At 43.0% G+C, this 21,517-nt stretch carries 20 protein-coding genes; 4 read left to right on the forward strand and 16 right to left on the reverse strand.

Annotated features, from left to right (window positions below):
- The first annotated feature begins 26 nt into the window (after nt 1-26).
- Nucleotides 27-599, forward strand: coding sequence for a TetR/AcrR family transcriptional regulator (locus CTER_RS24205; protein ID WP_004630016.1), 573 nt, complete (start codon nt 27-29; stop codon nt 597-599).
- A 10-nt stretch (nt 600-609) separates the two neighbouring features.
- Here CTER_RS24205 and CTER_RS24210 read toward each other — a convergent pair whose 3' ends face one another.
- Together CTER_RS24210 and CTER_RS24215 are read right to left on the reverse strand one after the other, a co-directional pair.
- Nucleotides 610-1,734 (reverse strand): anaerobic sulfatase maturase, encoded by a 1,125-nt coding sequence (locus CTER_RS24210; protein WP_004629840.1) that lies wholly within the window; start codon nt 1,732-1,734, stop codon nt 610-612.
- Nucleotides 1,735-1,856: 122 nt separating this feature from the next.
- Nucleotides 1,857-2,042, reverse strand: a complete 186-nt coding sequence (locus CTER_RS24215; protein ID WP_004630129.1) for an aspartyl-phosphate phosphatase Spo0E family protein — start codon at nt 2,040-2,042, stop codon at nt 1,857-1,859.
- Between the two features lie 151 nt (nt 2,043-2,193).
- Between CTER_RS24215 and CTER_RS24220 the strand changes: the two genes are divergently transcribed.
- From CTER_RS24220 to CTER_RS24230, 3 genes are all read left to right on the forward strand, one after another.
- Nucleotides 2,194-2,427 carry a helix-turn-helix domain-containing protein gene (locus CTER_RS24220; RefSeq protein WP_004629627.1) on the forward strand — a complete coding sequence of 78 codons (234 nt, stop codon included), beginning with the start codon at nt 2,194-2,196 and terminating at the stop codon, nt 2,425-2,427.
- 114 nt (nt 2,428-2,541) lie between these two features.
- The gene (locus CTER_RS24225) at nt 2,542-2,952 is read left to right on the forward strand and encodes an RrF2 family transcriptional regulator (protein ID WP_004629655.1); all 411 of its coding nucleotides are present in this window, start codon (nt 2,542-2,544) and stop codon (nt 2,950-2,952) included.
- A gap of 92 nt (nt 2,953-3,044) precedes the next feature.
- The gene (locus tag CTER_RS24230; RefSeq protein ID WP_004630115.1) at nt 3,045-3,656 is read left to right on the forward strand and encodes a class I SAM-dependent methyltransferase; all 612 of its coding nucleotides are present in this window, start codon (nt 3,045-3,047) and stop codon (nt 3,654-3,656) included.
- Nucleotides 3,657-3,712: 56 nt separating this feature from the next.
- On the opposite strand, the gene CTER_RS24235 is transcribed toward CTER_RS24230, so the two are convergent.
- From CTER_RS24235 to CTER_RS24300, 14 genes are all read right to left on the reverse strand, one after another.
- Nucleotides 3,713-4,327: a KpsF/GutQ family sugar-phosphate isomerase gene (locus tag CTER_RS24235; RefSeq protein WP_004630044.1), complete on the reverse strand. Its 615-nt coding sequence runs from the start codon at nt 4,325-4,327 to the stop codon at nt 3,713-3,715.
- On the reverse strand, nt 4,324-5,319 hold the full coding sequence (gene rbsK / locus CTER_RS24240) for a ribokinase (protein WP_004629875.1): 996 nt from the start codon (nt 5,317-5,319) through the stop codon (nt 4,324-4,326). The genes CTER_RS24235 and rbsK overlap by 4 nt, the downstream gene beginning before the upstream one ends.
- A 4-nt stretch (nt 5,320-5,323) precedes the next feature.
- Nucleotides 5,324-5,773: an RbsD/FucU family protein gene (locus CTER_RS24245; RefSeq protein WP_004629905.1), complete on the reverse strand. Its 450-nt coding sequence runs from the start codon at nt 5,771-5,773 to the stop codon at nt 5,324-5,326.
- A 184-nt stretch (nt 5,774-5,957) separates the two neighbouring features.
- Nucleotides 5,958-7,307, reverse strand: coding sequence for an ABC transporter substrate-binding protein (locus tag CTER_RS24250; RefSeq protein ID WP_004630132.1), 1,350 nt, complete (start codon nt 7,305-7,307; stop codon nt 5,958-5,960).
- A 58-nt stretch (nt 7,308-7,365) separates the two neighbouring features.
- Nucleotides 7,366-8,160, reverse strand: a complete 795-nt coding sequence (locus tag CTER_RS24255; protein WP_004630003.1) for a response regulator transcription factor — start codon at nt 8,158-8,160, stop codon at nt 7,366-7,368.
- Nucleotides 8,138-9,922, reverse strand: a complete 1,785-nt coding sequence (locus tag CTER_RS24260) for a sensor histidine kinase (RefSeq protein ID WP_004629829.1) — start codon at nt 9,920-9,922, stop codon at nt 8,138-8,140. The genes CTER_RS24255 and CTER_RS24260 overlap by 23 nt, the downstream gene beginning before the upstream one ends.
- Before the next feature lie 182 nt (nt 9,923-10,104).
- Entirely contained in the window at nt 10,105-11,277 is a 1,173-nt protein-coding gene (locus tag CTER_RS24265; protein ID WP_004629755.1) for a phosphopentomutase, read from the reverse strand.
- Nucleotides 11,278-11,289: 12 nt separating this feature from the next.
- Nucleotides 11,290-14,046, reverse strand: coding sequence for a GH36-type glycosyl hydrolase domain-containing protein (locus tag CTER_RS24270; protein WP_004630172.1), 2,757 nt, complete (start codon nt 14,044-14,046; stop codon nt 11,290-11,292).
- A gap of 61 nt (nt 14,047-14,107) precedes the next feature.
- A complete protein-coding gene (locus tag CTER_RS24275) occupies nt 14,108-14,965 on the reverse strand; it encodes a carbohydrate ABC transporter permease (protein ID WP_004630056.1) in 858 nt (285 codons plus the stop codon).
- 7 nt (nt 14,966-14,972) lie between these two features.
- On the reverse strand, nt 14,973-15,878 hold the full coding sequence (locus CTER_RS24280; RefSeq protein WP_004629770.1) for a carbohydrate ABC transporter permease: 906 nt from the start codon (nt 15,876-15,878) through the stop codon (nt 14,973-14,975).
- Between the two features lie 143 nt (nt 15,879-16,021).
- Nucleotides 16,022-17,344 (reverse strand): extracellular solute-binding protein, encoded by a 1,323-nt coding sequence (locus tag CTER_RS24285; protein WP_004630260.1) that lies wholly within the window; start codon nt 17,342-17,344, stop codon nt 16,022-16,024.
- Between the two features lie 181 nt (nt 17,345-17,525).
- Nucleotides 17,526-18,797 (reverse strand): response regulator transcription factor, encoded by a 1,272-nt coding sequence (locus CTER_RS24290; RefSeq protein WP_004630062.1) that lies wholly within the window; start codon nt 18,795-18,797, stop codon nt 17,526-17,528.
- A gap of 65 nt (nt 18,798-18,862) precedes the next feature.
- Nucleotides 18,863-19,987 (reverse strand): DMT family transporter, encoded by a 1,125-nt coding sequence (locus CTER_RS24295; protein WP_004629799.1) that lies wholly within the window; start codon nt 19,985-19,987, stop codon nt 18,863-18,865.
- A 150-nt stretch (nt 19,988-20,137) separates the two neighbouring features.
- A partial coding sequence (locus CTER_RS24300; RefSeq protein WP_004629636.1) for an S-layer homology domain-containing protein occupies nt 20,138-21,517 on the reverse strand: 1,380 nt, incomplete at its 5' end.

A 21,517-nucleotide genomic window follows, 5' to 3' on the forward strand; every position in this document is an offset into this window, starting at 1 on the left:
TAATTTTTGGTAACAGGGGGATTGGTATGGAGGGCAGGAAACTGGACAGGCGCGTAAAATATACCAAGATGGTTATTAAAGACAGCTTTGTTAAGTTCTTAAAACAAAAACCCATTTCAAAAATATCGGTTAAGGAAATCTGTGACGATGCAGATATCAATCGCGCCACTTTTTATTCCCATTATCTGGATCAGTATGATTTGCTCCAGCGCATTGAAAACGAAATAATTGATGATATCAACGAATATTTAAAAGGCTATGATTTTAAAGACAATAAGCTTATTCCTGTTGAAATGATTGAGAAGATACTTGTATATATAGAGGATAATGCTGAAGTTTTTGACCTTTTGCTGAATTTAAACGGGGACATGAAGTTCCAGCAGGAGGTAATAAAAATCATAGGCAGGCAGCACTTTATTTCCATGCTGGAAAATGACTCCCTGAATAAGGAAGACGCCGAATACATATTCCGTTTCCTGGCAAGCGGTTCTGTCGGCGTCATCCAGATGTGGCTTAAAGACGGTTTGAAAAAGCCTGTCAGGGTCGTGGCCGAATTGATACTCAAAACGGCGTTCAATGGCAGAGCAGGGTTCATGTGAAAAGCTGCCGTCAGCCATTTCTCCCCATGAGATATTGAGCTATTCTTTTCAGCCTTCCCCCGGAATAATCAAAGAAATCTTTATAAGCTGGGCAATAGTAGTTCAGCACGGGCCGGCCATTTTCAAAGGGCTCCCTTGTCCTTCTGCAACCGCCCCGGCACAGCTGAAAATGCCGGCACTCCCTGCACTCAGGATCAATAATTTTAGATACCTCCACAAATCCCGTTCCGTTCCGGGAGTTTTTCATTTCATCAAACCCCGTATCCCGTACATTGCCAAGATACCAATCATCGGTTACATAAAAATCACAGGGATATGTACTCCCATCGGCTTCAACTACGTAATAGCAGGTACAGAAGCCCGCCATACCGCAGGAATCTGGCGGATACCCCATCAGCATGTCGGTCAGGTCGTCAAAGTACCGTATGCTCACTCCGTTTCCTGATATAAAATCCTGATACCACAGATCAAATAAAGTATTCAAAAACCGCGAATATCTTGCCGGAGTCAGCGAATAATCCCTTCCTCCGGGAATTTCATTCAAAGGGTCAAGACACGGTATGAATTGCAGATATTTAAAATTATTCTTTTTAAAAAAGTTGTATACTTTGTTTACATGTCTGGCCGTCACAGCATTTACAACTGTCAGGATGTTATAATCAACCCCGTACTTATTGAAGAGGCCGATAGTATTCATTACCTTGTGAAAAGAACCGGCCTCCAGTGTATCAACTCTGTTCATATCATGAATTTCCCTGGGCCCGTCCAGGGATATCCCCACCAGAAATTTGCCGGCAGCGAGAAACCGGGACCATTGCTCATCAATTACCATGCCGTTTGTTTGTATTGAATTATTCACCTTTATATTCTTTGAATTGTATTTTTTCTGATATTCCACAAGCTCCTTATAAAAATCAAGGCCCGCAAGTGTCGGCTCTCCGCCCTGAAAAGCAAATGTGCATGAACCTTCGGCATATTCAAGGGCCTTCCTGACAAGTGTTTCAAGCATATCCCGGTTCATAGTCCCATAAGAGCTCCGGGTCCTGCTTTCAGCAATGGAATGATAAAAACAATATTTACAGCGTAAATTACAATTGCTGGAGGCCGGCTTAATTAACAGACTCAATTGCGGCATATTGATAATCTCCTTTATCCTGACGGGTATAAAAATAGTTACTGCATAGAGTTGCATTGAAATTATTTTTGATATTATCAAACCGGCATATTATTGTCAAATACGCACTTATTTATATTTCTTCAATTATTTTTATTCCCCTGCTCTGTCTGCTTTATATCTTTACCTTTTTTGAGCTGCAGCTTTGTAAACTCTGCAATATGGTCATCAAGTTCTTCACTTTTCTTTAAAATTTCCGAATAATCCGAATTCTCAAGAATCAGAGAATTCAATTTTTCCCGTAATTTTTCAATGTCATTTTTTTTCAATTCCATACCCCTCACTTAAAAGTAGATAACAATACTTTTCGAATATAACATAATTTTTCGTTCCTGACGACTATAGTCGGTTTATAAAAAGTTGCTTTTGTTTAAACTTTGGATATGATATCAAAATAAAATCATACAGGAGCAATAATTTATGCTATTAGAAGAGTCTTTAGCCACCGTATTGAAAAAATATAGATCACAATGTAACCTCTCCCAGGAAGAATTAGCTTTCCGGTGTGAGCTTGACAGAACATATATCAGCCTTATAGAAAGGAAAAAAAGAAGGCCCACTCTGAATGTGATTTTTAATATATGCAGAAATTTAAATATTAAACCAAGTCTACTCGTTAAAGAAATTGAAGATCTGATGCTGCAGGATGTATGAAAATAGGAATTAATCCTTATTACTGACAATACAAAAAATTAATTGACAAAAGAAATTTTTAGAATATAATTATAGATAAATCAAGTCTGTAATATCTATCATGGAGGTGTTGTTTTGAAATATACCAAAGCTACAAATTATGCACTGCATATCATGGCATATATTATCAGCCGGGAGGACAGCGCAAACTTGAGCCTGCAGCCGCTGGCAAGCCATATGAACATATCACATACCTATCTGTCCAAGGTATTGACACAGCTTGTCAAGGCCGGGCTCATCCAGTCAACTCCCGGCATGAACGGAGGATATTGTCTGCGGAAGAAGAAAGAGGATATATCTTTTTGGGATGTGACACAGGCCATAGAGGGAAGCGCCTCACTTTTTACCTGTGAGATGGGTGAGGAGAAATGCAGGCTGCAGCAAGTTATGCGCGATGCAGAATCATGTATGGAATCCTATCTGAAAGATAAAAAGCTCTATGATGTTGTCAGAGAATTTCCTTCACAGGGCACCTTGGAAAAATAGCTTATACAGAATTTTTTTGCTCTATTGCAGATAATTACAGTCTGCAATATATATGATATTATTACATTACTGCTTTTATGAGGAGGATTTACATGTCAAAACAGAATCATGACACAATGGATGAACAGAATTTCAGGAATAAGATAGACTTTTTGGATGGAGCCGAGAGAAGAAGACTTCTTCCTCCGGAGGAAATACTGAATATACTGCCCATAGAAAAATCCCACACCATTCTGGATGCGGGGGCCGGTTCGGGTTATTTGACGGTTCCTGCGGCGAAACTGGTAAATGGTGCCGTCTATGCACTGGATATGGATGCACGGATGCTGGATGTGATTGATGAGAAAGCCAGGGCAGAAAATATCACTAACATAAAATTGGTACCGGGCAGCATTGACGACATACCTCTGCCGGAGGAATCTGCGGATATTGTCCTGGCCTCCCTCATACTGCATGAGGTAAGGCCGCTTTCCAGGGTCCTTCAGCAAATACGCCGGGTACTAAAGGAAGATGGGCATTTCCTGTGCCTGGAATACGAAAAAGAGGAAGGGACAGTCCCCGGACCTCCCATGCACATCCGCATCCACTCCTCCGAAATGGAGCAGGAATTGGCTAATGCCGGATTTCATGCAGTCCAAAAGGTATATCCCGGGAAATCAATCTATATCATTACCGCAATAAAGACGGCAGTTCAGGTACGGTGATTGCAATTAACAGTGTACGATGAACCCTGACATGGCATCCGGCGTCATAAGCTTTTTTATTTTTCTGTCTCTCTCAGCTGTCCCAGGGCTCCTCCCGGATGCCAGCTGACATATTGCTTTGGTGTTATTTCCTTAATCTCCTGAAGTATGATGCTTAAACCTTGCAGCACCAATATTTCAGCAATAATTGACGCCCTGGGGGCACGGTTGAGAGTATCCCCCTCGTGTTCCACCCCTGCAAACAAAAATGAGTCCCCCTCTTTTGCAAGCCAGGAACTGGTGTTTCCCGTAACGGCAATTATCTTGGCTCCGTTATTTTTAAGTGCGGCAACTGTCGCTTTTAATTCAGCTGTTTCTCCGCTGTTGGATATGGCTATTACCACATCCCCCGGTCTCACCTGCCCCGAAGAGCCATGAACGGCTTCAGTGCCGTGGAGCTCATAGGTGGGTGTGCCGGTGGATGATAGGAGAGATGCTATGTATCCCGCCACATGCCCCGGTTTTCCAATGCCGGTTATATGCAGTCTGTTTCCGTTTTGTTCTGCTTCCAGTATGATATTCACCGTTTTTTCATAAGACTTTATATCTATATTTTCCAAAAAATTTTTTAATTCTGTTGAAGATGTATTTATGAAGGATTTTAATATACTCTCCTGACTTTCAGACCTCATATTACCGCCCTCCTGTAATTTTGACCCTTCCTTTGGACAGAATCCATCAATTCGGCCACTTCACTGTATGTTGGCAGAGATGGCTGTGCACCCAGTCTGGATACGGTTATTGTGGCCGCATAACTGGCAAATTCTATTGCATTTTCTTCTGACATTCCCGAACATATGGCCGTACAGAAAGCACCTACAAAGGAATCTCCCGCAGCCGTAGGATCAACTACTTCCACAACATCGATGCAGGGATGAAAAATATACCTGTCCCCGGTTGCCATCACAACCCCATTGCTTCCGAGAGTAACTATGACATTTTTAACCCCTCTGTCCAAAAAGTAACCTGCCGCGTTTTTTACTGTGGAAAAGTCAATACCGCTGCTATCCGCAACTATTTTTATTCCGGTCATATCAAACGCCTCGTGCTCATTGGGCGAAATATAGGTGAACTTTGACATAATCTCCTGGCTGACAGGTCTTGAAGGTGCCGAGTTCAGCATTACCGGCACTCCTTTTGAATAAGCGAAATCTATGACGGCTTCGTTTACTTCGGCAGGAATTTCATTCTGAAGAATGACCATGTCATACTTTGAAATTTCATTTCTGAGAAACTCTATATCACCGGGAACCAGGGTCATATTTGCACCCGGGAGGATAAGAATCCTGTTTTTGGTTTTCTGTCCGTCCCTTACTTCAAGGGTTATGTTTCCCACGCCAGACGCCGCACTTTTATCCTTTATGATATGGTCAACATTTACATTGGCGGCAGATAAGGCCTCTGTCATCAGGGTGCCGAAAATGTCGTCACCCACCTTCCCCACCATGGTTACCTCAGCCCCCAGCAGGGCAGCCTGCACGGCCTGATTTGCGCCCTTGCCCCCCGATGCGGTGCTGAAGGACCGGCCGGTTATTGTCTCTCCCTCCCCGGGAACTTTATCTGTTCTGGAAATCAAATCCATCATAAAACTCCCCACAACGAGAATTTTCGGCTTTTTATCCATTTAATCACTCTTTCATTTTAATATTTTTACAGAACAGGGTATCCACTACACCCACGGTTAAAAGAATATTGGCATAGGTTCTCTGTTCACCGGTGGCAATTGCCAGCTTAATATCGGATTTCCTGCATTCGTCATAGAATTCAAACCGGCCCAATTTCTTGAATTCAATCCCATCCTCCAGTATTTTGCCGAATTCAGCAAAAATAGCGGGCTCTCCGGAATTATCCGGACTCATGACCTCGGCTTTTTCAATGGCTATGGTTTCCTCCAGCACCTTTAAAACATCGGTTACAAGAGGTATTCCGTGGGTCAGGTTCAGGTAAATCAGACGCGTATCGGTTCCGGTATTTGAGTCCAGCGGGTAATTTCCGTCGGCAATGAGTATCCTGTCACCGTGCCCGCACTCTGCCAGTCCCCTTAAAATTTCAGAATGTGTACATGTTGTCTTAAGCATATTTCGCCTCCCTTCACAAAAATACTTCAATTATATATTCTTTCTGATTTAATTTTATCTTTACAGCAAGTTTGTTTAAATTGGGTAATACTCGGATTTGGTTTGTGTTTCTCGGATGTTTGGGTGCATAAAAAAACACCGTTGGCGGATAGTGCTTACGGTGTTAATAATCATCCTCTGTATTCTATTTTGAATTCATCCGCTTCAGGGTTTCGTTCATCTGTGCCGAATATTCCTTCATGGCCTCTCTGGGCTCCTTGCCATAGGCTACGTCATTAAAGCATTTTTGTATGGATACCGAAATTTCAGGATACGCCGCTGTTATTGGTCTTACTTTTGCTGTTTTTTCCAGCTGCTCCAGAATCATCGGATAAGGGTATTCCTTTAAAAAAGGCGCCTTGTCAAACAACGATTTTCTATTGGGCAATGCCCCTCCTTCGATAATATCAATCAGCTGCCCTTCCTTGCCGGTTTTAGCCAGTATTACCCTCATGGCAGCCGCCTTGTCGGCAGCCTTGTTGGTTATGGAATAACCCCAGCCTCCCGAGTTTGACGCAAGTCTTTCCCCTTTGGGCAGCGGCATTGCTCCCCAGTTCAAATCAGGAACCGTTTTTAAAGTACTGATGATCCACGGTCCGGTGATCCACATAGCGATTTTTCCGGTCTGAAAACCGTTTGGAATCTCGGTCAGAGGAGCTGATTTGTCTATTACAAACATCCGGCGGAAAAGCTTTAATGCATTTAAATTCTTCTCACTGTTAAAATAGCCGTCCACTGTGGTCCCTTCGGGATTCATTATTTCGGCCCCTGCCTGCCAGGTCCAGGTATTGGACACGTAGCTCTGCCCTTCATGAGCGATATTAGGCCCCGCCATTAACGGCAGTATTCCGTATACTATAGTCTTACCGCTTGCATCCTTCCGGGTCAGCTTTTTGGCTGCCTCAACCGTCTGTTCCCAGGTCCAGGCATCCTCCAAGCCATGGGCAGGCTCCAAACCCGCCTCTTCAAGCATGTCTCTGTTATAGAACAGGACACTGTTCGTCTCCTCGTGCTGTGCCCCCCATATCTGTCCTTTATAGGTCCACCCCTGCCTGACAGCGTCTATTATATCCTCACGGTCCGACGCATCCCATACATCATCCAGGGGCACTATGGCTCCGCTTTCGGCATAGGCCGAAACATTGGGGGAATCAACGCCTATTACATCGGGAAGCTCCCCCGAGGACATTGCCACCTTCAGCTTGCTCTCATATTGTATATTGGGAATATAATTCATCCTGACATCTATTTCATCCTTGATCAGTTCATTGCACTTTTTATCCGCTCTCCTCACATAATCACCGTCTACGGCCCATACGTCAACAGCTTTCTTCTTGGCTGTGCCCGACGGTTCTGCGGCTTTTGATGAATCCTCCGAGGCAGATGGCGGGCGGGTATTTGAAAATTCATAAGTATCAGTACAGCCTGTCAAATATGTTGTCAGAAAAAATGATAAAATAATTATTAACGCAGGCATATTTCTGGCTCTTCCCATTTTTATTTCCTCCCAGCACTTTTTATTTGAAAACTGCCATAAACGGATAAAATAAATGCTACCGGCTGCTAATATTATAGTCTTTTGGGGACACACCTGTTATTTCCTTAAAAACCTGGCTGAAATGCTTTGAATCGGAATATCCGACCATTTCCGCGATCTGATAGATTTTTAAATCCATACGCTTCAGCAATTCAATCGCCTTTTTCACCCTGTATTTTTTTAAATATTCAGTGAAATTTTCACCCAGTTCGGCCTTGAAGATTTCACTGAGGTAGTTGATATTTAAATACACCTTTTCCGAAGCTTCTTTCAAGGATATATTTTTTGAATAATTTTCTTCAATGTAGTTCAGAACCTCTCCGATTATTTTTGTCCTATGCTTTTGTTTTTGGCCGGCGTCCTGTTCCTTCAGCAGCGGTATGCTTGATTTCAGCCTTTTTACCTGCTCCTCCTGTTCAAGCCTGGCCCTGCGTCTTTCCACCACAAATTCCTCCGCCTTTTCAAGTGCTGCATATATCTCCATGTACTTCATTGGCTTTAATAAATAGTTATACACGCCCAGGTCGATGGCCTTCTGGGCCAGATTGAATTCAGCATAGCCGCTGAACACAAATATCACGGTATCCGGGAACTCCTCCTTGACAAGCCTGCTCATTTCAAGCCCGTCCATATCAGGCATCTTTATATCTGTTATAACAACATCGGGCCTGGAGCTCCGGATTACCTCAAGCCCCTGCACTCCATTTACTGCAGTTCCCGCTACCTGCCAGTCCCTGCCGGCAGACTTCAGAACGGTTTTCATTCCGTCCAGCACGATCTGTTCATCATCAACTATTACTATGTTCAGCATGCACTATCCCCCCAGGCTGTAATACTTTTGGGACATTTATATTAACACAGGTACCTTCTCCCAGTTTGCTTTCAACCGTTATTCCATACTTTGCGCCATAGAACATTTTTATTCTTTCGTTAACATTATTCAAACCAATACCGGGTTTTTTCAGAGAAGAAGTATCGGCTCTGTTCAACAGGTGTTTGACTTCCCGTTCGGACATACCCTTACCGTTATCAATGATCTGAATTATTATTTCCTCTTCCTTTTCATATACCTTTATTATTATAAGCCCCTTCTGAGACTGGAATTCCAGGCCGTGTTTTATGGCATTTTCCACAATGGGCTGGATTAACAGCTTCATGATATAGCAGTCATTGGCTGCTTCCTCAACCTCGTATTCCACATCCAGCCTGTCTTTGAACCTTGTTTTCTGGATATAAAGATAATTATCTATCTGTTTTATTTCCTCCCTGACCGTGACCTGATCGCCGCTCTTGCTTATGCTGTAGCGCAGCATATCGCTGAGTGCCACTACCAGATTTGAAATTTCGTGCTGCTCGGCTATTACAAGCATCCAGTATATGGTGTCAAGGGTATTATATAAAAAATGAGGATTTATTTTGGCGTTAAGATTTTCAAGCTGGGCCTGTTTAAGCTGTATCTCTTCTATATAAACCTTGCCGATAAGTTCTTTAAGGCTGCTGGTCATATAATTGAAGCCGTCACTGAGATCCTTCAGTTCATCGTTTGTCCTGGCTTCATATTTTACATCCAGATTTCCTTTTGCAACCACCTTTACCAGCTTGGTCATTTCTCTTATGGGTTTTGTTATTTTAGTGGATATTAGGAATGATATTGTGGATGAAAGAGCTATTACGACTATTCCTACCACAATAGCCATCATTTTTATGCTTCCGGTCTGGTACAGCACGTCCTTTAAAGGTATTGTGGCCGCCACCTTCCATCCGTTTCTGCCCGAGGTGTCATAAATCAATACGTTTTTCAGCCCGTTTATGTCAATGTAAGAGTATCCGGCATCTCCGGTATTAACGATGTCAAAAACCGGCTGCTCAATTTTTGCAGATGTTTTTTCTCTTTCGGAAGAAGTCATTATAACCCCTTCTTTATTTATTATATATATTTGTCCGTTCTTGCCCAGACTTATGTTTTTTATAAATTCATAGAGCTTATCCTCTTCCACATCCATTAAAAGTATACCCTTAATGCCTGGCTGGAAGGAGTCTTTAAAGCTTCTTATGCCTGAAAATATTTTAAGGCTCTGCTGACTGTCGGAAAGATAATAAGTCTGTGGGTAAATACCGCTCCAGTGAATCCTGCTGTCTTCTATCCGGTAGGCATCTATCAGGCCCTCCCGGTTTAAATCCCTGATGCTGTTGATACTGCTTGTAAATGGATAATGGTATACATCTCCGTCCACACCAAAGTAGTGAATGGCCAGCAAATCCCCTTCTATTACTGTCAAATTCTGAACCTGCTCTGCGAAAAGTCTGGGATAATTTATGTTTTCACCATACCCCTTTGTAAGTATTTTTTCCATTTCGGAACCCAGAATAAGGTTTAAAGAGTACTTGTCTATCTTTTCCAGAAACATATCTATCCGGTTCAGGGAATCAGATATTGTCCTGTCGGTTAATGCTATAAAATTCTTTTCTATAATCGAAGAAGCGACCCAATACGCAAAATAGCTGAAAAAGGATGTCAGAGTTATGTTTATAATAATAAAGGCTATCATTATCTTGGATTTGATACTTTTCATGTAATATTCCTCTAAATATAGAAAATCTGAAATCATCCCGGAATTGCCTGAGAGCTGTTTATCTGAGATTATATAACATCCCCCGGACAAGTGCAAAACAATAATACCCAATATACTGATATACTGAAAATATTAAAGGTTTTGAGCCGCTTCTTCAACAAGAAAATTTTACTGTTTTTAGCTTATGGTTTAATTTCACCGAAAAAACTTTTCCCCGGGAACTTATAAGGAATATCAAAAATTTCAGCAATGGTGCAGGCTATATCCGAGAAGGTCTCTCTCGTACCCAGATTCACATCCGGTTTTATATTTCTGCCGTATAACAGCAATGGCACATATTCCCTTGAGTGATCAGTACTGGGTGTAACCGGATCACATCCGTGATCCGCGGTGATGATAAGAAGGTCGTCGTCTCTCAAACGGCTTGTCAGACCGTCCAGTCCGGCATCGAACTCTTCAATTGCCTTTTTGTAACCCGGTGCATTGTTTCTATGCCCGTAAAGCATGTCGAAATCTACCAGATTGGTAAATATCAGGCCCCTGTCCAGTTTCTCCAGATACTCACCTGTAAGCTCCATTCCGTGTTGGTTATTTGACGTATGAACCGCCTCGGTAATACCCCTCCGTGAGAAAATATCCTCGATCTTTCCCACTGCAGCCACAGGCAGGCCCTTTTGCTGCAATTCATCCAGTATCGTCGGTGAAACAGGCTCCATGGAAAAATCCCTCCTGCCGCCCGTTCTCCGGAAATCCGGATATTGGCCTGTGAAAGGTCTTGCGACCACTCTTCCCACGCCATGCCTCCCCTTGAGGATTCCTCTTGCTTGTTTGCACATATCATAGAGCCTGCCAAGGGAAATGATGTCCTCATGGGCGGCAATTTGAAAGACGCTGTCGGCCGAGGTATATACGATGGGATAGCCGGTATTGACATGCTCCTGCCCAAGGACCTTTATAATTTCAGTACCCGAGGCGGCATAATTTCCTAAAATATCCGTCCCGGCCGCGGCTTTAAATTCATCGATTATTTCGCAGGGAAAGCCCGACGGGTAGACCGGGAACGGCTCTTTCAGCTGTATTCCCGCCATCTCCCAATGCCCTGTTATTGTATCCTTCCCCTTTGATACTTCTGTCATCCTTCCATAGCAGCCATAAATGCGGGGAGGTATATCCAGATAATCTACCCCTTCGATTTTTCCGAACCCAAGCCTGCAGAGATTGGGTATATCCAGCTTCCCACAGGCCTTTACGATATTCCCTACCGTATTGCTCCCCTGATCTCCGTAGCAGGCTGCATCCGGCAATTCTCCAATTCCCACGCTGTCCAGTACTACAAGTATTACTCTGTTAATCATCCCAATCACCCGCTAAACCAATTCTATTTCTATTTCATTATCCGTTTGGAGGTGCTGTTCAATATATTCCTTCGAAAATCTAACGTTCAATCCGGTTTGATCACAGAAACTCTCCTCAACCGGCCGACTGTTGAATTTCATCTTCCCAAGCCTGTATTCACCCCAGTCAAGTCCCTTTTCATTAATAACGGTCAATCTCATATTCTTTCTCAGGTATACAAAATCAACCCTGATTTTCTTGTCCTCCCCAAATTGCTCCTTTACCAGTTTGGGTGAAATACTCAGGTCTCCCAGATTGGGCTTGATTCCCATAATCTCCGTTATTATGCTGAAAATCAGCCATGAAGCCGATCCGGTAAGATAGTTGTAGCTCCCCCTTGCGGATTTGGAGTCAATTGATGCAGGAACTCCGGGAAATATCCTGCTCTGTTCGGAATTCATGCACAGGCCCGTAAGGGTTGAAAACACCTCATACCCTTCTCTGACAAGGTTATTGGCATATAGGCCGTTCATGTACTTAACCACCATGTGATTATACTGTCCGCCGTTCTCACGGGTTTTAAAAGCCAGCCCGAAACCCCTGCCCATCACATCGATAAGGTCAGGCTCCCTGTGATCCGATCTTAAAATATATCCGCCGAATTCATTCCTGAGATATTTATTTACGCTTTTGTGTATTTCCCTTGCCCTGTCCTGTCCGGTCAAACCTAAAACCATAAGGTAGGCCTGGGGCGTCAGGCTGATGTTGACAGTCCCCTGTCCATTTTTTCCGCCCAGCCTCCTGAACGTATCTGTGTAATAACCGTTATAGAAGGAAAAATCCTTATCCACCGTTATATATTCCTGTGTCCTGACCAACTCGGCCCCAAATACCGACTTTGCCCTCAAGTCCTCAATCAAACGCTTTATATCCACTTTGACTTTTCTTCCAGAGAAACCTTTATCCAGTATGTCATAGTACTGTTGGAGCCTTTTCTGCTTCTGCCTGAAATCACTGTAATCAACGGCATTTTTACCATCAAGCCTGTCCAGTAAAACCAGCATTTCCTCAAAGAGCTCAACAGACTCGCCGCCTTTTGCATGGAGTATCTCAAGGCATTCACATATACCTTCCAGGTTGGCTGCATAGAAAGCCGTAAATTGAACGGTTTCTCCGTTTTCTCTCGCCATGTCCATGGTGTCGTCCCAGTCACCTGCTTCCAGCAGTGTGATGTTGTGAATTCCCACATTGTAAAAGGAGGTAAGATTTTGTATGAGCAGATGCTCCAGCACCGAGCCGTAATAAAGCTCTCCGTTTTCAGTTTTCTGTTTCAGCCCGTATTCGGGAGTCCATGAGCTGTCGGTACCTTTTCCCCGTCTGGTTATGTTGTCCTTGTAATAGGAGACCTGTTCAAAAAATATGTCCAAATCTCCGGTTAAATCCATATACAGCCTGGTTGTAAAATACGGCCAGACGCCGTGGTCCGACCAGGTGCGGCCCAGATTGCTCCTATGGGCGAATTCCCCAGGCCTGTCTCCCACCAGTGTGGCATTTGAGCCATCCAGCTTTACACCGTTATAGTTGTTCATTATATCCTGCTTTGTGCTGTAAGGATCGGCAATTATGATTGCCAGCAAATCCTGCCATAATTCTCTCCAGTACCGCTTGCCTGTGCCGTAGCCATAGTCGGGCAGATAACTGCTCCCGAACACCTTCCTTAAAAACGGCTGAAAATTGACCCATTTCAGGAACTTGTTCAATTCCTGGTCTGCAAACTCAAACTTCACCAGATCAACATAGTTCTGCCAGTATTCCCTGGTCTCATTCAAGGTATTGTCAAATTTTTCGGCAGTGTTATATTTTTTTAAAGCCCATTCTTCTATATCACTGTATTCGTCGGTAATGCCCTGAACAATTATGAATTCCCTGGTTTCACCGGGTTTGATTGCAGCAGCTGAAAATTTGACGGCTCCCACCGCTTCCTCACCGGTCAGCTCCATTTCATTGAAGTCCATGGGCGCCTTGTTTTTATATACCGCCTCGGGAGCTTCCAGCGAACCGTTTTCACCTATATAGTCGTACATCCTGCCCCAGCCGCCGGCAGCCGGCTCTCCTCGGCCTGTAAAGCCCATTACCGCATATTTTGTATTATTTTGATAACATTTTTTTTCGTCGTGTATCATAAAGGGCTGGACAATAACCCCATGGGGATTCGGAATAAGCCTGTTGCAAAGGGTGCTTACATCCCTGTGATCCCTCAGGTTCAAAGTACTGCGTCCATATACAGGGACTGCATAGAAGGTATCGACCTCGATCTCGTCAGCGCCCATGTTGGTTATTCCTATTTTGACCAATTCCACAGTGTCATCATTTGAGGGGATAAAAACTGTGATATCCGATTTGATTTTATATCCGGCACTCACCCTGCTCAATTTTATCCAGCCTATCCCTGCATTTATTTCGGTCTCTTCATCATCAATACCTTTAATGCTTTTAAGCTGGTGTTCCGCACTGGAACCGGTGCAGCACCATATCCCCCTGTCTTTTATGCTCAGCCATACATTTCTCCCATCCTTGCAATGATGGAGATCCTCCGTGCTTTTGGGCACAGTGAGATATTTGTTGTAGTCCAGCAGTATATCCCCCTTCAATTCGGGAGTGACATAGGATTTCAGATTATTGTTGCATAGAGGAAAGTACATTCTTGAGTTCATTACAGGATTTTTCATCAGCAATGAACCATCCTTTTTATCAGTAAAAGTCCATCCAAACTCATTTTTTATTGCCATGATATTCTCTCCTTATTTTTATTTGATGCCAAACAGCTGTCTGAGAGATTTTTCTCATCTATTATTTCAGACCTGTAGTCGCGATATTTTCAACGATATGTTTTTGGAAAATCAGGTAAATAATCAGTATGGGAACAATTGAAAGGGACACTCCCGCATACAGAACACCGTAATCGGTGGTGTACAGGCCCATTGAAAGTCTTGTCAATGCCACCTGCAGCAGCATTTTGCCCTCGTCATTTATAAATGTAACCGGAACTATAAAACTGTCCCATTGCTGCAGGAACACCAGGAGCCCAAGTGTCAGCAGCGGTGTCTTGGCCAGAGGCATGTATATCCTGGAGAATATCTTAAAATGCCCGCAGCCGTCCAGAATTGCAGCTTCATCGAGCTCCTTGGGGATATTGCTGAAAAACTGCCTCATGAAAAATATCCCGAAAGGTGAAGCTAAAAATGGCAAAATCAGCGAAATATAAGTATCAGATAACTTCAAATCCACCAGCGTAAGATACAGGGAAATTATGAGAATTTCAATGGGCAGCATTAACATGGAAATAAAAATCATAAATATAAAGCCCTTGCCCACAAAATTGATCCTTGCAAAGGCATATCCCGTAAGGGAGTTGATTACCAGACTTCCGGCCGTTACACTAAAGGCAACAATGAGTGTATTTATTATTATTTGCACCATGTTCAGCTGCTGGAACATCCGGTCAAAATTTAAAAGTGTAAATTCCTTTGGAATAAATGTATATAGTGACAGGTCTGTAAACTGGCCTATTTCCGCATTTGGGCGGAATGCATTTCCAACTACCCATATAAAAGGTACTATAACTAGCAGAGCTACCAATGTCAAAAATATATACATGGCAGACCTTAGAATAATGTTGGTTCTTCTGGCTTTAGAATTTGTATCCATCTTTTTCCTACCTTCCCTCCTCGTTGTTTCTGCCGTCTATTTTAAATTGAAGGAACGTGATTATGATTATTATCAGGAAGAGTACCGTGGACATTGCCGTGGCCGGTCCCACCTGCTGCAAGCGGAAAGCCTGTCTCCAGATATAATGCACTGCAGTATCGGTGGAACCTAAAGGCCCGCCTGCAGTCATTGTAAAAGATGGGATAAACAGCTTGATGGCGTCCATTGTGGTGATTATTACCACAAAAATAGTTACCTTCCGCAGCATGGGTATGGTTATATGGAAAAATCTCTGTATATTGTTGGCACCGTCTATATAGCTGGCCTCCTGAACCTCTCTCGGTATTTCCTGCAGCCCGCTTATGAAGATTACCATAAAGTAGCCCCAGGACTTCCATATACAGGTAATACCAACTGCTATAAGGGCCTGGCTTTTGGAGGAAAGGAATTGAAACGGTCCCAGATTAAGCAGGCTCAAAACCGAATTTGCAAGCCCGAAGGTGGGGTTGTATATCTGTTTCCACATAATGGCTACCGCTACAAAGGAGGTTATGGCAGGAATAAAGTATATTGTCCTGAACAGTTTCATACCCTGAAGCTTTTGGTTTACAAACACTGCCATTATCATTGAAATGATTGTCTGTACGGGTACAATAAACAAAGCCAGCTTGAAAGTCACCACAAGAGAATTGAGAAAATCCCCGTTGTCGGGCAGTGCCTTAAAGTTGGCAAATCCCACGAAACTCATCTTTCCCGACATCAGATTATAATCCGTATATGCCAGGCTGAAGAGCTCGATTGCAGGATATATAAAAAACACACCGATTATTACCAGCGCAGGAAGAATAAAAAGATAACCTTGAAAATTCTCCATCACCGTCTTGCCAATTCTACGATTATTTAAGTTTGTCATTTTTTCACCTCAATGTGACCGATATGGCAGTAATTCCGGTATACAATACCAATTACAATTACCGCCTCTGAAAACCAATAGTCCAGGTTTCAGGCCGAAGCCTTTCAAGCCCAGGAACCTGAAACCCGAACCTTCGATTTATATTACTTGGCGACTGCCAACGCTTCGTTCATCTTTTTTGTTGCCTTTTCCACAGCCTTGTTGACATCTTCACCAAAGGCAACTTCGGCAAAGCAATTGGTCAAAGCTTCTGAAATCTGCGGATATGCAGGTGTAACAGGTCTCGCTTTTGCTGTTTTTACCAGCTGGCTGTTAATTATATCAAATGGATATTCCTTGTAAGCAGGATCGGCTTCCAGGACAGATTTTCTGGCCGGAAGGTTTCCGGTTTTTGTGCACCACACAGCCTGCCCGTCCTTGCCTGTAATGGCCTGAAGCACTTTGTACGCATTGTCCTTGTTGGCTGAGGCCTTTGCTATTGCTATATTCCAGCTGCCTGCACCTGAAGCGCCCTTGGCATCCTGAGGCATTGGAGTTGCGCCCCACTTTACATCAGGAAAATCCTTTTTCCAGTTTCCTATGCACCAGGGTCCGTTGGTCCACATAACGACCTTTCCGGTTTCAAAGGCATTTACAATATCCTCAGTGGTGGCATAACCGTTTTTAAAAAGATCGGCATAGAACTGAATGCCCTTCTTTGAGGCTTCACTGTCAAAATAGCCTGTAGCCGTAGTGCCGTCAGGTGACATAACATCTCCGCCCGACATCCATAACCAGAGCATCTGTGTATAGGTCATTCCCTCATTCTTGTTTGCAAGTGAGAACATCTGGGGCTGTATTGCATATCTTTTACCGGGTATTGTAACTTTTTTGCAAACTTCCATTAATTCATCAAAGCTCCAGGCATCCTCCACCTTGGTTGGAGCTACAATTCCCAGTTCGTCAAAAACCGTTTTGTTGTAGAAAAGCACTGTGTTGGATTCATTCAGGGGTGCAGCCCATATCTTGCCGTTCCAGGTCATGGCTGCTTTTGATGCGTCAACCAGGTCATCAAAGTCCTGTTTGTCCCAATACCCGTCAAGGGGCTCCAATACATCACTGGCTGCATAGCTGGCTATATTGGGTCCGTCCAGAAGGATCAAATCGGTAGAAGTACCTGAACCAAATGCCATTTTAATTTTGTTTTCGTATTCATTTTGCGGATACTCGATGATTTCCAGTTGGGTATCGAGCTTTGCAGATGCGACTGCTGCAAGTAACGCATCCTTGGGCTGATCCGGAAAGGATGCCAGTGTCACCTTTGCGGAAGCTCCGGCCGATCCGCCCGAAGCGGCTGCCTGTGAGGTCTGCGCAGCAGTCTGTGCTGCGGTTGACTGTGTGCCTGGAGTATTGCTGCTGCTCCCGCAACCGGCGGCCAGAGGCACCACCATAAATACCGATAAAGCCAGTGCAATTAATTTTTTCATAACATATCCTCCTTTAATATTGTCTTACGCTTAAATTATAAGCCAGGAGGCCTCATATTGATTTTCACTATCTTTGGATAACTTTATAAAAATATTGGGTAATAGCAAAATTACTCCGGCAGCAAAAAAAGCTGCGCCAGATCAACTCCGCACAGCTTTTTACGCATTTCCCCTTATTTGGTTAGTTTTCCAATTGATCACGATAGCTTTTAGGTGTCACACCGGTCACTTTTTTAAAAAGAGAACTGAAATAGCCCTGTTCCTTTATTCCTACCTGATAGGCCACCTCATACAGTTTCAAAGATTTATCCTTCAGCAGCTCCTTTGATCTGGCAATACGTTTATCCCGTATATACTGGCTGAAGGTCATGCCCACTTCCCTGCTGAAAAGATCCGACAAATACCATACATTGAGATAGACCGCTTCGGCCACTTCTTTTAAGGAAATGTCCTCCTGGTAATTCTTATCGATATATTCAATGGCTTCAGCTATGGATTTCGAATATACATTTTGATTGACATCATATTTTAAATCCTGAAAATATAAAACAGGTTCGTTGTTATTCACAGCTTTATCCAGAGCATAATTGGCCTGATTATAGCAGTCAAACAGTTCCTCTATTTCAGTCTTCACCTCACTTGCGCCAATATGTATTTTTACTTCGAATTTTTCCCACAGCATATTGACTGCCCGGATGGATAAGTCTCTGACATAATCCTGCCAGCTGTCTTTGAGGAAGCTGTTCTCGGAAATGACAGTAAAATTTTGAATGCTTTCGGTAAGAAGTATATAGTGGCCTGCCTCATTTATAATTTCAGAAAAAATATTCTTTACTATAAAATCCATCAGCACAACATCCTCATAATCGGAACCGAAATTTTTGTTTTGGGACTCATAGTTAACATTTAGCACCATGAAGGTTTTAAAGTCTATTTCGTATTCACTGCATTTCTGCAGGACATCCACACTTACAGGCAATAACCCGTTCATAACGTCCCGGAGAAATTTTTCTCTCAACGCCGTCTTGTTTTCACCGAGTTTTTTAATCAGATCATTTTGAAAATTCTGCTTTTCCCTTCTCTCCCTCAAATGCGTTTCAGCTCTTGTAAGGCTTTCAATGATGTCGTTATACCGTGTGGGCTTAAGCAGATAGTCAAATATATTCAGTTTGATTGCCTTTTGGGCATAATCAAATTCCGAATAGCCGGTGAGGAGTATCACCAGGATATCCTGATTTATCTTTCTGATTTTTTCGGCCAGCTCTATACCCGAGATGTTATACATGCGGATATCTGTTATGACTACATCAGGGCAGAGTTTTTCAATAACCGGCAGGGCATCTTCACCGCTGTTGCATTCCGCAACAATAGACCAATCCCGGTCTAACCGTTTTATAACGGTACTGATCCCTTGCAGCACGATACTTTCATCATCTACCAATATAATTTTCATAATAAGCCCCCCTCTATATTTTATCCTATAGCAGCGGGGGATTTAAATGAGGTGATTTTCAGATTTCATTTGTGATTTTCGGAATGTGAATGAGTATGATGCATATCCGGCGTATGCCTGTGTATGTGTTCCATTCTCTTATGAGTATGAATATGACTGTGCTCACTTTCAACTTTATAATCATGTATGTGGGTATGATGATCATCGCTGTGGTTGTGCCGGTGTTCGTGGGTGGTTTCCTGGTGTATGTGCATGTGTTTGTGGTGCTCCGCTCCTGCGAAATATGCACCTGTTATCATTATTACCAGTGCAATAATAAACGACGTGGTAATTTGCTGGCTAAATATTATAACAGATAAAAGCACCCCGATAAAAGGAGCCACGGCATAATAGGCACTTGTTCTTGCAGCACCAAGTTCCCGTTGCGCAATAATATAAAAATATATGCTGAGGCCGTAGGCTACAAAACCCAGCAATAATGCCATAAATATGTATAAAATGTCTGTGCTGTACTGCTTTAACACAAGTGCGATCACCATTGATCCCATACCTGATCCAAACCCCTTGACTATGACTATTTGCAAAGGATCCTTCAAAGACAGCATGCGGGTACAGTTGTTTTCAAAGCCCCAGCAGATACATGCCAGCAGAACAAATATTGAGCCTGTTGAAAATGAAATGCTGTGAAAATCCTCAACTGATAAAATCATACTTGACAAGGTTATCAGTGAAATAGCGATCCACATTCTTTTTCCAATAGCCTCTTTGAATATCAATAAGGCTATAAGCGACGTGGCTACAATTTCAAAGTTGTTCAGCAGGGATGCATTTGCAGAGGTTGTCATGGTCAGGCCCAGCATGAGGCAAACAGGTGCAGCTATATCAAGGACAATCATGCCGATGATATACGGCATTTCTTTCCTTGTCATCCGGGCTTCAACCCGTTCATTTTTGCCAAGTCTCTTTATAATATTAATTGTCAGCATTCCTATGCCCGCCCCCAGATACAGCAGCGAAGCCATCAAAGTAGAAGGTATTTCTGCCAGTAATAGCTTTGAAACAGGCGAGCTTATTCCAAAAAGTGCCGCAGCCAGTATTGCCATAAATATTCCTGTTGCTTTATTTTTCACAATTTCAATATCCTCCGTATCCTCCGTATCCTCCGTCATCAGCCTTCTGATATCGTTCATCTAAATATCACTGTCAATATTTAGTTTATTATACTTATTATTTGTTTTCAATGCATAAAAAAAATTGCCTGTCTTGAGGTTTCATCCTCAAGGCAGGCAATACCAAATGAATATAAATAAACTAAAAACTACTTTCCATTTATTAGGTTTTTATATAAGCTTTGATTTTTGCAATAGATTTCTGACGATAACAGCTACCTCAGCCTTTGTGATATTGGACTTTGGTGCTATAATACCATTGCTTTGTCCCTTGACCAATTCAGCTTTAAGGCATGCAGCTATTGCTGCTTTAGAATATCCTGCGGCTTTAGTTCCATCCTTAAATGCCGACAGCAGCTTTTCCTGTTCCCCGGAAGCCAATTGAACCTTCAAGCCTGTAATATCCATTGCCTTTGAAATAATGGCCATAGCCTGTTCACGGGTCACCTTATCATTTGGTCCGAATTTTCCATTGCCGTAGCCTGCCACCAGACCATACTCACTTGCAATGAATACCGCGTCATAATACCACTTATCCTTTTGCACATCAGTAAAGTTGGATTTTCCCGTTCCGGGACGCATTAATCCAAGTCCGTTTACAACAATTGCTGCAAATTCCGCTCTGGTAATATCTTTTTGCGGTTCGAACATTCCGTTGGCGCTGCCGGTAATTACAAGTCTTGAGCCCATATCATCAACAGCGTCTTTAGCCCAATGCTTTTCAACGTCGGCAAAAGTTCTGGGGCTCCATATTACAGAATAGGAGCTATTGGTTAAGCTGTTTATTCTGGCATAGTATTTTCCGTCTACAACCGTAATTTGAGTCGGTACATGTGAGAAGGTACCGTTTGAATTATATACCACTCCTGTAGTTATTTTGGATGTATCTGCTCCCTGGGGAACAGCAAGCATCCTCTCAACATAACCGTTGAATTTTGTTACAGCCACTGATGAACTTCCCTTGTAGCAGGTAATATCAAAGTCAACCGGATTTACAACAACCTTATAGCCTTTGCTGTTTGCGGTATCTTCAACAAGTTTGGCAGTGTCATCCGAAGAAGCCGAAATTTTTATGTCAACGGTGATATCCTTAAGCGCTGTCTGCCTGCCAAGCTTCTCACTTAAATCATCAATATTTATTTGTGCTGCCGGTATAGTGTATATGGCATTTTCTGTTTTGATTTCCAGTATGGCCCGTTTTGATTCCATGTATTTTACAATCTGCCCATTTAGCTTGCTTACGTATATATCAGCAGATTTTTTGACGGGAATTGTAACAATTGCATTATTCCCTTCCTGCTCTATTTTTTCTTTTACTTTATTTTCATCAATGGTGAAAGTTAAAACCGACTTGCCGTCCACTTTTGCTGTAGTAACAGTTGCCGCATTCTGGGTTTTACCGTTAACCAGTATAATAACGCCGGTATCTTCGGCGGCAGGAGTCTGAACAGGTTTACTATTTGTGCTGCTTCCGCTATTTCCACTGCCGTTATTTCCTCCGCCATTATTTCCTCCGCCATTATTTCCTCCGCTGTTGTTCCCTCCGCCGTT

Origin of the sequence: Ruminiclostridium cellobioparum subsp. termitidis CT1112 (assembly GCF_000350485.1) — a bacterium.
GTDB lineage: Bacteria > Bacillota > Clostridia > Acetivibrionales > DSM-1351 > Ruminiclostridium > Ruminiclostridium termitidis.